Source organism: Streptomyces sp. NBC_01268, from assembly GCF_036240795.1.
GTDB lineage: Bacteria > Actinomycetota > Actinomycetes > Streptomycetales > Streptomycetaceae > Streptomyces.
Genome location: NZ_CP108454.1, coordinates 3,734,402 through 3,748,221 on the forward strand (window position 1 = coordinate 3,734,402; position 13,820 = coordinate 3,748,221).

A 13,820-nucleotide genomic window follows, 5' to 3' on the forward strand; every position below is an offset into this window, starting at 1 on the left:
CGCATTCGGAACCATGGAGCCCGCACAGCCGTGTACTCGCGCGTGCTGCCGCACCGTTGTCGCACCAGTTGTCGCACCACAGTCGCGATTCCCGGGAGTGCCTCGCATGGGACCGAATGGATCGACCATGCTCGAGCCGTTACGGCAGGGTCTCCCGCCGATCGATCCCGCGGCCGTCTCCAACTCCGCCTCCTGCGCCCTGCCGCCCCGCTACGAAGCGGTGCGCGGCGCGCGGAAGTTCACCAGCCGGACGCTCACCAACTGGGATCTCGCGGACCGGTTCGACGACGTGGCCCTCGTCGTCTCGGAGCTCGTCACCAACGCGCTGCGGCACGCGGTGCCGGCGGACTCGGGCACGGCGTACGAGGAAGGCCTGAATCCACCCGTTCGCCTGCACCTCATGCGCTGGGCCTCACGTCTCGTGTGCGCCGTGCGCGACCCCAGCCAGGAGAGCCCGGAGGCGCGCGAGGGCGGCGAGGACTTCGCCGCCGAGTCGGGCCGGGGGCTGTTCCTGGTGGAGTCCTTCAGTGACAGCTGGGGCTGGCACCCGCTGGCGGGCACGCTGCACGGCAAGGTCGTGTGGGCGCTGTTCCGGCTGGGGCCGGAGTAGCGGTGAGGAACGGGGGAGGGCCCCGGTGGCAGTCGCCACCGGGGCCCTCTCGTACGTCCGGGTCGGCCCCGTCCTCACACCAGGTGGTCGAACTCCCCGTCCTTGACGCCCGCCAGCAGGGCCTCTATCTCCGCGGGCGTGTAGACGAGCGCGGGGCCGTCGGGGAACCGCGAGTTGCGGACGGCGACCTCGCCGCCCGGCAGCTTGGCGAACTCGACGCAGGAGCCCTGGGAGTTGCTGTGCCGACTCTTCTGCCACACGACACCACGAAGCTCCGTGGCCGCCATGCCGTTGTACGCGTGATGCGCGTGGTGCACTGGTAGCTCCCCGAGATGCTTGGTGCATGTGTCAACTTCCTCGGATCATAGCTGCGTTCATATACCGATGCATGAGCAGATGCACGTGCACGCGGGGTGGCGTATCGACTACGCGACTGTACGTAGAATGACTTGACGGCAGGTCAGGCGGTTCCCGTGCCCGGGCGCCCGTTCGGCCGGGTCCTCAGCGCCGCGACGCCTCCGTCAGCGCGAGCGACAGGTCGTCCAGCGCCTCCAGGAGCAGCGGGGCGCCCTTGCGCAGCAGGAAGTGGTCCGGCGCCCCCTCCCCCGCGGCCCACGCCCCGACCGTCTCCCGCAGCTCGTCCCAGCGCGGCACCTTGCGCTCCCGGACCGCCTTCGCGCCCCGCTCCGTGCAGCGGCGCAGCGCCTCCGCCAGGGCCGCGGCCTCCGGGACGGGCGGTGCGCCGCGCTCGGGCAGATGGGCCTCCAGGAGCATGGCGACCCGGCCGAGCTGGGCCAGCGCGTCCCCGGCCTCGTCCGCCGCCGCGTGCGACAGGCCCCGGTGGCGGACCGGCTCGTGGGTGGCCCGGGCCAGCCCCTCCTGCCAGGCGATCCGGGCGGTCCGGGTGCCGAGCAGCGCCTCGCGCACGTCGGGGCAGGAGGGCCCGGCGGGGTCGGCGTAGCGGGCGACGACGGCGGCCGCGTACCGTCCGTCGGCCACCAGCCAGTCCGCGAGCCGGCCGCGCAGCCGCGGCGTCTCCCAGGCCGGGTAGACCGCGTACGAGAGCATCGCGAGGACGCCGCCGAGGAGGGTCAGCAGGACGCGGTCGCGGATGGTCTGGGAGAGGCCCCCGCCGGCCATGCCGAGCAGGAAGACGACGTACGCGGCGACGAAGACCTGGCTCATCGCGTAGCCCGTGCGCATCAGCAGGTACATCCCGAACGCGCACAGCACCGCGAGCACCGCCGAGCCGTACGCGCCCGGGTGCGCGGCCTGCACGATCCCCGACGCGAGGGTGACCCCGACGAGGGTGCCGCCGAAGCGGGCGACGGAACGCGCGTACGTCTGCGTGAAGTCCGGGCGCATCACCATCACCGAGGCCATCGGCGCCCAGTAGCCGTGCCCCAGGGGCAGGGCCGTGCCGATCAGGTAGCCGGCGCAGGCGACCGCCGTGACCCGGACCGCGTGGCGCAGGATCGGCGACTCGTGGCGCAGCTCGGCGCGCATCCTCGCGAGCGCCACCGGCACGAGCGCGACCAGGGTCGGGCGGCTGCGGGCCTCGGCGGCCGTCTCCGTGCGGGGCTCGGCGGTCTCCATCACGTCGCCGAGCAGCGCGGCGAGCCGGGTGGCGGCCCGGCGGGGCGCGCCCGTGAGGATCGCGCCGGTGTCCGGGGTGCGCAGCGCGGCGACGGCCGCGGGCGGCAGCTCGACCGGTTCGCCGTGCCGGATGGCGTGCGCGGCGGCGTCCAGCACCTCGCCCGCCGCGGCCAGCAGCTCGCGCACCCGGTCCCGCTGCGGGCCCTCGGCGGGCGCGCCGACGGCCGGGTCGGCGAGGGAGGCGAGCACCGGCCGGATCCGCTCGGCCAGACCGCGGGCCCCGTGCAGTTCGGCGGGGCGGCGGCGGGCCTGGCGCGGGGTGACGGCGGCGGCGCTGCGGGCCGTCATCAGCGGGACGGGGTCGAAGGAGGCGATCGGGTCGTGGCGCAGCCGCCGGGCGTAGTCGGCCTCCGCCGCGAGCGCGTCGGCGAGCGCGTCGCGCTGGGCGCCCCACCGGCGCACGGGCAGGGCGACGATCAGCGCGGCCTGCACGAGACCGCCCACGGCGATCATCGCGGCGTGTCCGGCGGCGGTGGCGACGGAGGTCGGCAGGGTGACCGTGACCAGCATGATCGCCACGTTGGAGGAGGCGATGATGCCGACGGTCGGCCCGACGGCCCAGGCCAGGCCCGCGAGGAAGGTCCACACGGCGAGCAGCATCAGGAAGGGCACCGTGTGGGAGGCGGTGAGATAGCCGAGGAAGGTCGAGACGGCGAGGCTCGCGCCGGAGGCCAGCGCGAGGGTGGGGCGGGGGCGGTACGAGCGCTGGAAGGTCGCGATCGCCGCCTGGAACGCGCCGAACGCGGACGACGCCGCCACCGCGGGCCCGAACAGCGCCAGCGACACCCCCACGACGAGCGCCAGCCCCAGCGCCCCGCGCGCGGCCACGGCGGGCTCCAGCCGCCGCCGCTCGACGGAGAGCCCCGAGCGCGCGGTCTCCTTCAGCGCCCGGAGCCAGCTCATGGGGCGAGCCTAGCCGCGATGGGGGGCGAAACGGGCATTCGGGGGCAAGGCGGGGAGCGGCGGGGTCGCGGGCCGGCGGGGGACGGCGCCCGCCGGGCCCGGCCCCGTTCCCCGACCGTGCCTCAGCGGATCTCGCCCCGCGGCGGCGACCCCAGGCCCGCCCGGTCCGCCGCCGTCGTGCCGTGGGTCCAGCCGTCCTCGTCCCAGGCGGCTCGGACCCTGCTGGTGCGGGTCTCGGGGAAGAGCTCGTCCGTGCGGGCGGTGACCGCGACCTCGCGGGTGGCGAGGGCGGGGAGGAGCGTCGGGGCCTCGGCGGCCACGCGGCGGGAGGTGGCGGAGAGGCGGGCGCCGAGGCGGTTCGCGTAGGCGAGGAGGAAGGACTGGCGGAAGGACTTGGTGCGCTTGCGGCCGCCGGCCCGCTGCTCCGCCTCCGCCCGGGTCATCGCGGCCGTGCCCTGCACGAGCAACGAGGTGTAGAGCAGCTCCACCGGGTCCAGGTCGGCCTCGAAGCCGACGACCGTCGAGAAGCCGAGCCCCTCGTTCCACACCGCCCGGCAGTGGTTCGCCGTCGCCACCGCGTCCAGCAGGATCGCCTTCGCCTGCTCGTACGGCGCGTCGACACCGATCCGGAGCGCCCCCGGCGTCTCCGGCGAGGGCGCGCCCGCCGCGAGGGTCGCCTCGTCGAGGCTGTGGCGGGCCATCAGCTCCTGGGCCTTGGCGGTCAGCGCCTCGGCCTCCTCCGCGTACGTCGTCGCCTCGGCCTTCGCGAGCAGCGCGCGGATCCGGCCCAGCGTCTTGGGCTCGCCCGCGACGGGTGGCGGCAGGACCTCGCCCGGCACCGGGCCGACCGCGTCGAGGCGGGGCAGCCGGACGAGGAGCCGGTACAGCTCCAGGACGCCCGTGGCGTACGAGAAGCGGTCGGCGGTCCAGCCGGCCGGTTCGAGCGCGTCGAGCTGGGCCTGCCAGCGGTGCGGGAGGCGTTCGTAGCGGGCCGTCTCCGCGCGGACGAGGCCGGAGAGGAGCCGGACGTGCTCCTCGGCCAGGTCGCGGCGGGCCAGGCGGACGAGGTCGGCGGGCTGCCAGCCGCGCTCCCACAGGGAGCGGACGAACTCCGCGCCGCGCCGGGCCAGTTCGGCGTCGGCGCCGGGGGCGGCGGCGAGCAGGGAGGCCGCGGTGTCCAGGGCCCTGTCGTCGTTCCCGTACAGCGCCTTGAGGGCCTCCTCGACGACGCGGACGGCCTCGCCCGTACCGTCGCCGGCGGAGCCGGTACGGGTGCCGGTCCCGTTGCCGGTGCCGTTGCCGGTCCGGGCGCCCGGACCGGGGCCGGTGTCCGCGCCGCCGCGCCTGCCGGTGCCTCTGCTCATGCCGGGTGCCTCCTCGACCGCACTGCGCCTCGCTCCTCCACACCCTGTGTGTCCCCTCGCCATCGTCCCAGGTCGCCGTCGGGGGTAGGGCCGGCCCTACCCCCAAGGCGCCCTCCTGGGGGCGTGATCCGGGACGGCGCGGACGGTTGGCTTGGTCCATGACCTCCTACGCCGTCCGGCTCCGCGGCCTGCGCCGCCACCACCGAGACGTCCGCGCCCTCGACGGCGTCGACCTCGACTTCCCCACCGGCAGCTTCACCGCCGTGATGGGCCCCTCCGGCTCCGGAAAGTCCACGCTGCTCCAGTGCGCGGCCGGCCTGGACCGGCCCACGGCCGGAACGGTCGAGGTCGGCGGGATCGCCCTGGAGGGCCTGAGCGAGCGGAGGCGCACGCTGCTGCGCCGGGACCGGATCGGCTTCGTCTTCCAGTCGTTCAACCTGCTGCCCTCGCTGACCGCCGCCCAGAACGTGGCCCTGCCCCTGCTGCTCGCCGGCCGCCGGCCGTCCCGGGCCCGGGTGCGCGAGGCCCTCGACCGGGTGGGCCTCGCGGGGCGCGAGCGGCACCGGCCGGGCGAACTGTCCGGCGGCCAGCAGCAGCGGGTCGCGCTGGCCCGCGCGCTGATCACCGCTCCCGCCGTCCTGTTCGGCGACGAACCGACCGGCGCGCTCGACTCCACGACCGGCCGCGAGGTCATGGACATGCTGCGCGGGCTCGTCGACCACGACGGGCAGACCCTCGTCATGGTCACCCACGACCCGGCGGCCGCGGCCCGCGCGGACCGGGTGGTCTTCCTGGTCGACGGCCGCGTGCGCGGCGAACTGCACGCGCCCACGGCGGAGTCGGTCGCGGGGCGGATGGCCGGACTGGAGACCGTGACGGGAGGCCGCTCGTGCTGACCGTCCTCGTCGCCGGGCTGCGGGCCCGCTGGGCGTCCTTCCTCGGCGGGTTCCTCGCGCTCGGGCTCGGGGTGGGGCTGCTCGTCGTCATGGGGCTGGGGCTGGCCGCCACCGCGCACGCGCCCGAGCGGGCCCCGCAGCGATTCGCGTCCTCGCCCGTCGTCGTGCAGGGTCAGGACCGGCTCTCCGCCGAGGTGCGGCGCGGGCCGGGGACGGCCGTCGTCGACGTGCCGCTCGACCGTCCACAGCCTGTGGACACCGAACTCCTGCGCGAGCTGCGCGCCCGCTGGACCGTCACCGTCTCCGGCGGACCGGACGCCGTCGGGGTCGACGCCCCCGCCGACGAGGTCCGGGCCCTGACCGACGGGCGGGCCCGGGTGCTCACGGGCGCCGAGCGGCGGCTCGCCGACCCCGACGCGGGCCGCGACGCGCAGGCACTCGTCACCCTCAACGCCCTGCTCGGCACGGCGGGCGGGGTCACCGCCTTCGTCTCCGTCTTCGTCGTCGCCTCCACCTTCGCCTTCGCGGTCGCGCTGCGCGGCCGCGAGTACGGACTGCTGCGCACCGCCGGCGCCACCCCCGGGCAGCTGCGGCGGACGCTGCTCGCCGAGGCGGCCTGCGTCGGCGTCCTCGCCTCGGCGGCCGGGTGTCTGCTCGGCGCGGCCGGCGCACCGTGGCTCGCCCGGGCCCTGGTGGACGGCGGGGTGGCCCCGGACTGGTTCACGATCGGGAGCGGCGACGTGACCTGGCCGTTCCCCGTCGCGTTCGGGACGGGGGTGACGGTCGCCCTCGCGGGCGCCTTCGCCGCCTCCCGCCGGGCCGGACGGACCGGCCCGGCCGCCGCGCTCCGCGAGGCGGACGTCGACGCGGACGTCCTCCCCCTCGGCCGGGCGCTGCTCGGCGCGGGTCTGCTGCTCGGCGGCCTGGGCCTGCTGGCGTGGACGTGCGCGACGGAGCCGTCCGAACTCCTGAAGCGCAAGACGTACGTCACCCAGCCCATGCTCCTGATCACCGGCGCCGCCCTGCTCGCCCCGCTCCTCGTCCGCCCCGCCGCCCGGGCGCTGCGGCTGCCGGGGGCGGTCGGGACGCTCGTACGGGAGAACGGCGCGGCCGCCGTCCGCCGGACCGCCGCGGTCGCCGCCCCGGTCCTGGTGACGGTCGCCCTCACCGGCACCCTGCTCGGCTCGGCGGCGACCGTGGCCGGCGCGCGGGCGGCGGAGGCGCGGGCGCAGACGGGCGCCGCGTACGTCACGACGGGCACCGGGCTGCCCCGCTCCGGGCCCGGGTCCGCCACCGGCGCGACCTCCGTCTTCGTACGGGACGGGGCGGAGGCCCTGGTCAAGTACGGGGCGCGGGCCGTGGCCGACCCCGCCGCCTGGGCCTCGTACGCCCGGCTGCCGGTCGTCGCGGGCGACCCGCGCGACCTGGACGACCGGTCGATCGTCGTCACCGAGGAGTTCGAGCGGCACAGGGTCGGCGAGCCGGTGGAGGTGTGGACGGCGGACGGCCGGGGGCCGGTGCGGCTGCGGGTCGCCGCGGTGCTCGCGCGCGGGACCGGGGACAACGGACCCTATGTGACCTGGGCGAACGCCCCGGGCGCGACCGTGGACCGGATCGACGCCGACCGGCCCGCGCCCGTCCACGGCGGGACCGTCCGCACCGCGGACGCCTGGGCGGCGGCGGCCTTCCCCGGTGCTGCCGCGAGCACCCCGCAGACCCGCCTCGGCCTGCTCCTGGTGCTCGGCATCGCCGTCCTCTACACGGTGATCGCCCTCGCCAACACGCTGCTCATGGCGACCTCCGTGCGCGGGCGGGAACTGGCCTCGCTGCGGCTGGCCGGTGCCACCCGGGCGCAGGTCCTGCGGGTGGTCGCGGGCGAGACCCTGCTGGCCGTCGGCATCGGCGCGGTGCTGGGCCTGGCCGTCGCCGCGGTCTGCCTCGCCGGCCTGGGGGCCGGACTCGCGGCGCTCTCCGCACCGGTCGCGCTCGCGGTTCCGTGGGCGCAGGCGGGCGCCGTGGCGGGGGTGTGCGCGGTGGTGGCGACGGCTGCCTCGGCGCTCCCCGCGTGGCGGCTCTCGCGCTGACGGGAGAGGCTGGGGAGTCGGGACGGGACAGGGACCGGGGTCGGAGCCGGGTCCCTGTCCCGTGCCGTCCGGCGGGGCCGCACCCCCGTGTCGTCCCCCTCCGGTTCCAGGCGGCCCCGTGGCCGCGGAGCCGCGTCTGTCAGTGCGGGCGGGTAGGTTTTCGGACGTCGGTCCGGTGTGCGGGCCGTCGAACGGGGGGACTGTGCACATGCATCTGCGGGCTGCCGCGATGTCCGAGATCCTGGACGACCACGCCTGGCTCGAAGCCTTCATGTCGAGAGCCTGGGAGCACCACCAGGTGGAGTGCGCGGCGGGGGTCGCCGACTCGATCGAGAAGGACTTCGGCCTGGTCCACGAGCTCTACGCGGCGAGCACCGACGTGGCCGGGTGGCTGCCGGTCTTCGGCGGCAGACAGCCGGCCGGGGCACCCGGTGACGCCGTCCCGGACCCACCGCTGCTCCTCCTCGAACCGGCCGAGGTCCGCGCCGCCGCCGCGTTCCTCGCGGACGTCCCCTTCGACGAACTGTGGGAGGTGACGGGCGCCAAGATCCTCGCCTCCTTCGGGCCCGGCTGGGCCGAGGCCCTGGTCCTGGAGATCTTCCGGGGCCATCACCGGGACCTGCGGGCGTTCTACGGGCGGGCGGCGGCGGCCGGACACACGGTGGTCAAGGCGGGCTGGTTCTGAGCCGCCGCGACGCGCCCCGGGGCGCGCGCTGGAAGGGCGATCCCCACGGGGTGCGCCTTGGAGGGGTCCCCGTGGGGTGCTCCCCGCGGGGTGCTCCCTAGAGCAGGATCACCAGCTTGCCGCGGACGTGCCCCGACTCGCTGAGCTCCTGGGCGCGGGCCGCCTCCTTCAGGGGGAAGGTCTCCGCGAGGTCGAGGCGCAGCCGGCCGTCGGCCACCAGGGCGGCCAGCTCCGTGAGGAGGCGGCGCGCGACGGTCTCCTCGACGGTGACGCCGGAGAAGACGATGCCGTGCTCGTGGGCGTCCGGGGCGGCGATGGTCACGATGCGGGACTTCTCGCCGCCGAGCAGCTCGACGGAGACCGGCAGGGTGTCGTGCCCGGCCGCGTCGAAGACCGCGTCGACGCCCTGCGGGGCGGCCTCGCGGACCCGGTCCGCGAGGCCCTCGCCGTAGGTCACGGGGGTCACGCCGAGCCCGCGCAGGAAGGCGTGGTTGCGCTCCGAGGCCGTGCCGATCACCGTCACGCCCGCCGCGACGGCCAGCTGCGCGGCCACCGCGCCCACGGCACCTGCGGCGCCGTGCAGGAGCAGCGTCTCGCCCGCGGCGACGTCCAGCAGGTCGAGGACCCGCCGCGCGGTCTCGCCGGCGACGGGGATGCTCGCGGCCTGCTCCCAGGAGAGGGCGGCGGGCTTGGGGGCGATGGTCCCGGCCAGGGCGTACTCGGCGTAGGCGCCGGTCTTCGTCCAGCCGAACACCTCGTCGCCGACGCGCACTCCGGTCACGCCCTCGCCGAGCGCGTCGACGGTGCCCGCGAACTCCAGGCCGGGGACGGCGGGGAAGGTCGTCGGGTAGAACTCCTCGACCCAGCCGTAACGGCGCTTCCAGTCCACCGGGTTGACGCCGACGGCCGCCACCTTGACCCGCACCTCGCCCGCGCCGGGCTCGGGCACGGCCACGGCCGACTCGTGACGCAGGACCTCGTGGCCGCCGAACTCCCCGTACACGATCGCTTCCATGACTCCCCGTCTCCCTGCTCCGGATCCGTCTTCGGTGATCCGGAGGAGTGCGTTGTGATCCGTTCCGATGGATCCAGCATCCGTCCCGGACCACCCCCGCCCCGCCGTCCGAACGGACAGTCCCACCTGACCGAAAGGACGGCCGTACGCTTGCCCCCATGGAACTGACCGCCACCAGCGCCCTGTTGGCCGCCCACGACGTCATCCGGCAGCCGCTGGGCGAGATCCTGCCGCGCCTCTCCGAGGTCCTGGAGCCGCTGATCCCGCACCGCGCCGCGGTCGAACTGTCCACGCACTGCGCGCACTCGCCCTTCAAGCGGAGCGGCGGCGCCGAGCTGCCGTTCACCGCCGCCGAGCTCACCCCGCTGCTCGCCGCCGGAATCCCCGGCGAGCCCTGGCAGGGGCCCGCATGGGTCGGCGGGGCCGAGCGGGAGGTGGTCGCGGTACGGAGCGACGCCACGCCCCGCGGGTCGGTCCTCGTCCTCGTACGGGAGGAGGGCGCCGAGCCGGCCGGCGCACCCGAACTCGCCCTGGCGCAGGCCCTGTGGGACCTGGTGACCAGCCACTTCGACCGGTTCGCGAGCGAGGCCGTGCCGGACGCCCTGGCCCGGTCGCGGACGGCGGCGGACACCCGGGCGCGGGTGACCGCCGAACTCACCACCGCGCACGCCGCCGCGCTCTCCGGGCTCCTCGGGGTGCTGCGCAGCCGCGCCCTGGACGACTCCGCCGCCCGCGCGACCGCCACCGACCTGGCCGTGTCGTCCCTGATCGAGCTGCGGGCCGAGTCCCAGCGGGACAGGTCGGTCGCCGAGGAACCCGCCCTGGAGGCCTTCGCCCGCCTCTCCGACGTGCTGCGCCCGATGCTGCGGCACAGCCCCGTACGCCTCGAACTCGGCCCGCCGGAGTCGGTCCGCACCCTGCCCGCCGACGTCGCGCACGGCACGCGGGCCATCGTCCGTGCGCTGCTCCTGATCGTCCTGGAGCAGGAGGCCGTCTCCCGGGTGCACGTCGGCTGGACGCTGACGGAGCACGAACTGCGGGCCACCGTGCGGGACGACGGGCCGGGGCTGCTCGACGCCTGCCCGCTCGGCGCGGGCAGCGTCACCGACCGCCTGGAGGTGCTCGGCGGGCGCCTGGAGCTGGACGCCGTGCCCGGCTGGGGCACCACCCTCACCGCGACCGTGCCGCTCGCCACACCGGACGCCCCGGCCGCCGCGATGAGCCCGCTGACCGGGCTCGGGGAGCGCGAGGTGGAGGTGCTGACCCACCTGGCGCTCGGGCACCGCAACCGGCAGATCGCGCAGGAACTGCACATCAGCGAGTCCACGGTGAAGTTCCACGTCGCCAACATCCTGAACAAGCTGGGCGTCGGCTCCCGGGGCGAGGCCGCGGCCCTCTTCCACAAGGCAGCCTGAACCGGGAGGCACGACGGGACCGGGCGGCGCGGGCCGCCTCCCGGTGATTGTCAGTGGCGGGTGCCAGACTCGCACTCGTGACCGAAAGGTGGGCACTCGCGCCCGAGCCGGAGGGGGACGGGGCGCTGCTCGTCGCCCTCGGGCCCGACGGACTGCCCGCCGGTGAGGTGCGGCGCGAGCCGGACCTGGTGGCGGCCGTCCGCTCCCGCCCGGACGTCGCCCGCTGGGTCTGGCGCGCCACCTCCGAGGTGTATCCGCGTCTGCTCGCCGCCGGCGTCCGCGTCGAGCGGTGCTACGACGTCGAGGTGGCCGAACAGCTCCTCCTCGGCCACGAGGGACGGCTCGGCGAGCCCCGCTCGGCCGCCGCCGCCTGGGCCCGCCTGCGGAACGCGCCGGTGCCGCCCGACCCGCCGCCGCGCGCCGCCGAACCCGGCTCGCAGGACTCCCTCTTCGAGCCGGTGGCGGCCGCCCGACTCCCCTTCGAGGCGCTGCTCGACGTGTACGCGGAGCAGCAGCGGCGCCACGACCGGGCCGAGCACCCGGGGCGGATGCGGCTGCTCACCGCCGCCGAGTCCGCGGGCATGCTGGTCGCCGCCGAGATGCACCGGGCCGGGCTGCCCTGGCGGGCCGACGTGCACCGGGAGGTGCTGCGCGGACTGCTCGGCGAGCGGTACGCGGGCGGCGGCGAGCCGCGCCGCCTCACGGAGCTGGCCGACGAGGTGTCCGCCGCGTTCGGGCACCGGGTGCGGCCCGACCTGCCCGCCGACGTGGTGCGGGCCTTCGCGCGGGCCGGGATCCGGGTGCGGTCCACCCGGCGCTGGGAGCTGGAGGAGCTCGACCACCCGGCGGTCGCGCCCCTCATCGCGTACAAGAAGCTCTACCGGATCTGGACCGCGCACGGCTGGTCCTGGCTGGCCGACTGGGTGCGCGACGGGCGCTTCCGCCCGGAGTACCAGCCGGGCGGCACGGTCACCGGACGCTGGACCACCAACGGCGGCGGCGCGCTGCAGATCCCCAAGGTGATCCGGCAGGCCGTGGTCGCCGACGAGGGCTGGCGGCTGGTGGTCGCCGACGCCGACCAGATGGAGCCGCGGGTGCTGGCCGCGATCTCCCGCGACCCCGGCCTGATGGAGGTCGCGGGACACCCCGACGACCTGTACACCCGGCTCTCCGACCGGGCCTTCTCCGGCGACCGCGACCACGCCAAGCTGGCGCTGCTCGGCGCGGTCTACGGGCAGACCAGCGGCGACGGCCTGAAGAACCTGGCCGCGCTGCGCCGCCGCTTCCCGCGCGCCGTGGCGTACGTGGACGACGCGGCGAAGGCCGGCGAGGAGGGCCGGCTGGTGCGCACCTGGCTGGGCCGCACCAGCCCGAAGGCGGCGGGCGGCGGCGAGGACGAGGAGGCGGGTCTGCCGCAGGCCACCGCCGCCGCGGAGGACGCTCCCGAGCAGTACGTGCCGGGGTACGCGTCGACCGACGCGCGCGCCCGGGGCCGCTTCACGCGCAACTTCGTGGTCCAGGGCAGCGCCGCCGAGTGGGCCCTGCTGATGCTGGCATCCCTGCGCCGCGCCACCGCCGGGATGCGGGCCGAGCTGGTCTTCTTCCAGCACGACGAGGTGATCGTGCACTGCCCGGCCGAGGAGGCGGCGGCGGTCACGGAGGCGATCCGCGCGGCGGGCGACGAGGCGGGGCGGATCGCGTTCGGGGAGACGCCGGTGCGGTTCCCGTTCACGACGGCGACGGTGGAGCGGTATTCGGAGGCGAAGTGAGGCGGATCGGGAGAGGTGAAGACGGACCGGGCCTCCGCCGAGGCCCGGCCCGTCGCTCAGGGGGTCACTTCGCGGTCAGCGCGCGCCACTTCGGGCTCAGCGCGATCGCCTTCATCTGCTGCGTCGTCAGCGCCGGCTCGGGGCGCGTCGCCGCATCGTGCTGGGTGCCGGAATTGAACGCGGAGACGACGACCCGGAAGTCGTCGAGGCCCAGGGTGTCGGCGCCCCACCAGACGACGCCCTGGCCGCCCTTCTCGCCCGGCTGCTCGAACAGCTTCACCCGCGTGCCGTCGGCCTCGGTGGTGACGTCGGAGCCGCCGAAGACGTCGTTGCGGATGCCCGTCATGCCCGGCTGGACGTTGATCTGGACGAGGCTCCGGCCCTTGCCGTCGTCGACGACCAGGTAGCCGTACCCGCCCTCGCCGCCCCTGCCGACGACCCGGAGGCCCTGGCCCTTGGGCAGCAGCGAGCGCAGGGTGGCCTGGACGGCGGCGGCGCTCGGCTCGTGGGTCTCCGGGGTCGTGGTGGAGCCGCCGGGCTTGGTCTGCGGAGGCGGCAGCTGCTCAAGGAGCGGACGCCAGCCGGCCGCCGTGACCAGGCTCTTCAGCTGCGTCGCGGAGAACGGGGGGTTCTCACGGGTGATCGGGGAGTCCTTCTCGGCCGCCGCGTTGTACTCGCTCGCGTCGACGATGAAGCCCTCCTTGGTCTGCAGCAGCGCCCGCCAGTTCTTGGTCTCCACGCGCTTGTCGGGGTACTCATACCCCTCGACGATCAGCAGCCGGGAGCCGCCGGGCAGCTTCTCCGTGACGCAGCGGTCGTAGGGGACGGCGACCTTGTCCGGGCAGCTCATCTGGTCCGCCGACCAGGCGCCGTCGGCGCGGTAGAGGCCGACGGAGACGGCCGCCTTGCCCTTGCCGTCGTCGTAGACGGCGGTGACGGCCTGGCCACTGCCGTCCGGGTCCTGGATCTCCCAGGTCCCGGGCGGGGTGTTGGCCTTGAGGACGGCGGCGAGATCGGCGACGGGGATCCGCGGCTCGTCACCGCGCTTCGGACCCGGCTGCTCGGCCTTGCCGCTGCCGCCGGGCTTCGGAGCCGCCGCCACCGAGGCGCCGCCCACGCCGCCCACGGCGTCCACGTCCATGCCGCCGAGCACCGAGCCGCCGTACGCCCCGCCCAGGGCGATCCCGGCGAGGGCCAGGACGCCGCCGGTCATGGCGAGGCGGCGGCGCAGCATGCGGCGGCGGCCCCGGGTGAGGCCGCCCGAGGCCAGCTCGCGGCGGTCGTCGGGGCCGAAGCCGTCGCCGGTGCGGCGCAGGACCGCGCCCAGTTCCTCCTCGAATCGTGCGTTCGTCACGTCGTTCTCTTCGTGCTGGGGCATGGCGGGATCACCGTCTCCGGTTCATGGGTCGGGAAAGGTCTGTGG

11 protein-coding genes are annotated in these 13,820 nt (G+C 76.0%); 6 read left to right on the forward strand and 5 right to left on the reverse strand.

The annotated features are described in order from the left end of the window. Positions 1–106: 106 nt before the first annotated feature. Positions 107–610 (forward strand): ATP-binding protein, encoded by a 504-nt coding sequence (locus tag OG309_RS16485; protein ID WP_329421662.1) that lies wholly within the window; start codon positions 107–109, stop codon positions 608–610. 74 nt (positions 611–684) lie between these two features. On the opposite strand, the gene OG309_RS16490 is transcribed toward OG309_RS16485, so the two are convergent. The 3 genes from OG309_RS16490 to OG309_RS16500 form a co-directional block, all read right to left on the reverse strand. Continuing rightward, entirely contained in the window at positions 685–897 is a 213-nt protein-coding gene (locus OG309_RS16490) for a DUF397 domain-containing protein (protein ID WP_329428368.1), read from the reverse strand. A 214-nt stretch (positions 898–1,111) separates the two neighbouring features. Continuing rightward, positions 1,112–3,169 (reverse strand): FUSC family protein, encoded by a 2,058-nt coding sequence (locus tag OG309_RS16495; protein ID WP_329421664.1) that lies wholly within the window; start codon positions 3,167–3,169, stop codon positions 1,112–1,114. A gap of 122 nt (positions 3,170–3,291) precedes the next feature. Continuing rightward, positions 3,292–4,533 (reverse strand): DUF2786 domain-containing protein, encoded by a 1,242-nt coding sequence (locus OG309_RS16500; protein ID WP_329421665.1) that lies wholly within the window; start codon positions 4,531–4,533, stop codon positions 3,292–3,294. 158 nt (positions 4,534–4,691) lie between these two features. Here OG309_RS16500 and OG309_RS16505 point away from each other — a divergent pair, with 158 nt between their 5' ends. The 3 genes from OG309_RS16505 to OG309_RS16515 all read left to right on the forward strand — a co-directional run bounded on the left by OG309_RS16505 (position 4,692) and on the right by OG309_RS16515 (position 8,198). After that, on the forward strand, positions 4,692–5,429 hold the full coding sequence (locus tag OG309_RS16505) for an ABC transporter ATP-binding protein (protein WP_329421666.1): 738 nt from the start codon (positions 4,692–4,694) through the stop codon (positions 5,427–5,429). Further along, a complete protein-coding gene (locus OG309_RS16510; RefSeq protein WP_329421668.1) occupies positions 5,423–7,513 on the forward strand; it encodes an ABC transporter permease in 2,091 nt (696 codons plus the stop codon). The genes OG309_RS16505 and OG309_RS16510 overlap by 7 nt, the downstream gene beginning before the upstream one ends. 208 nt (positions 7,514–7,721) lie before the next feature. Next, the gene (locus OG309_RS16515) at positions 7,722–8,198 is read left to right on the forward strand and encodes a DUF1877 family protein (RefSeq protein ID WP_329421669.1); all 477 of its coding nucleotides are present in this window, start codon (positions 7,722–7,724) and stop codon (positions 8,196–8,198) included. A gap of 97 nt (positions 8,199–8,295) precedes the next feature. Here OG309_RS16515 and OG309_RS16520 read toward each other — a convergent pair whose 3' ends face one another. Then, positions 8,296–9,213 carry an NADP-dependent oxidoreductase gene (locus OG309_RS16520; protein ID WP_329421670.1) on the reverse strand — a complete coding sequence of 306 codons (918 nt, stop codon included), beginning with the start codon at positions 9,211–9,213 and terminating at the stop codon, positions 8,296–8,298. 158 nt (positions 9,214–9,371) lie between these two features. Here OG309_RS16520 and OG309_RS16525 point away from each other — a divergent pair, with 158 nt between their 5' ends. Together OG309_RS16525 and OG309_RS16530 are read left to right on the forward strand one after the other, a co-directional pair. Next, a complete protein-coding gene (locus tag OG309_RS16525; RefSeq protein ID WP_329421672.1) occupies positions 9,372–10,628 on the forward strand; it encodes a helix-turn-helix transcriptional regulator in 1,257 nt (418 codons plus the stop codon). A gap of 77 nt (positions 10,629–10,705) precedes the next feature. Beyond that, the gene (locus OG309_RS16530; protein ID WP_329421674.1) at positions 10,706–12,397 is read left to right on the forward strand and encodes a bifunctional 3'-5' exonuclease/DNA polymerase; all 1,692 of its coding nucleotides are present in this window, start codon (positions 10,706–10,708) and stop codon (positions 12,395–12,397) included. A gap of 64 nt (positions 12,398–12,461) precedes the next feature. Here the strand turns inward: OG309_RS16530 and OG309_RS16535 are convergent, their stop codons facing one another. Then, positions 12,462–13,775 (reverse strand): hypothetical protein, encoded by a 1,314-nt coding sequence (locus OG309_RS16535; RefSeq protein WP_329421676.1) that lies wholly within the window; start codon positions 13,773–13,775, stop codon positions 12,462–12,464. Between the last annotated feature and the right edge of the window lie 45 nt (positions 13,776–13,820).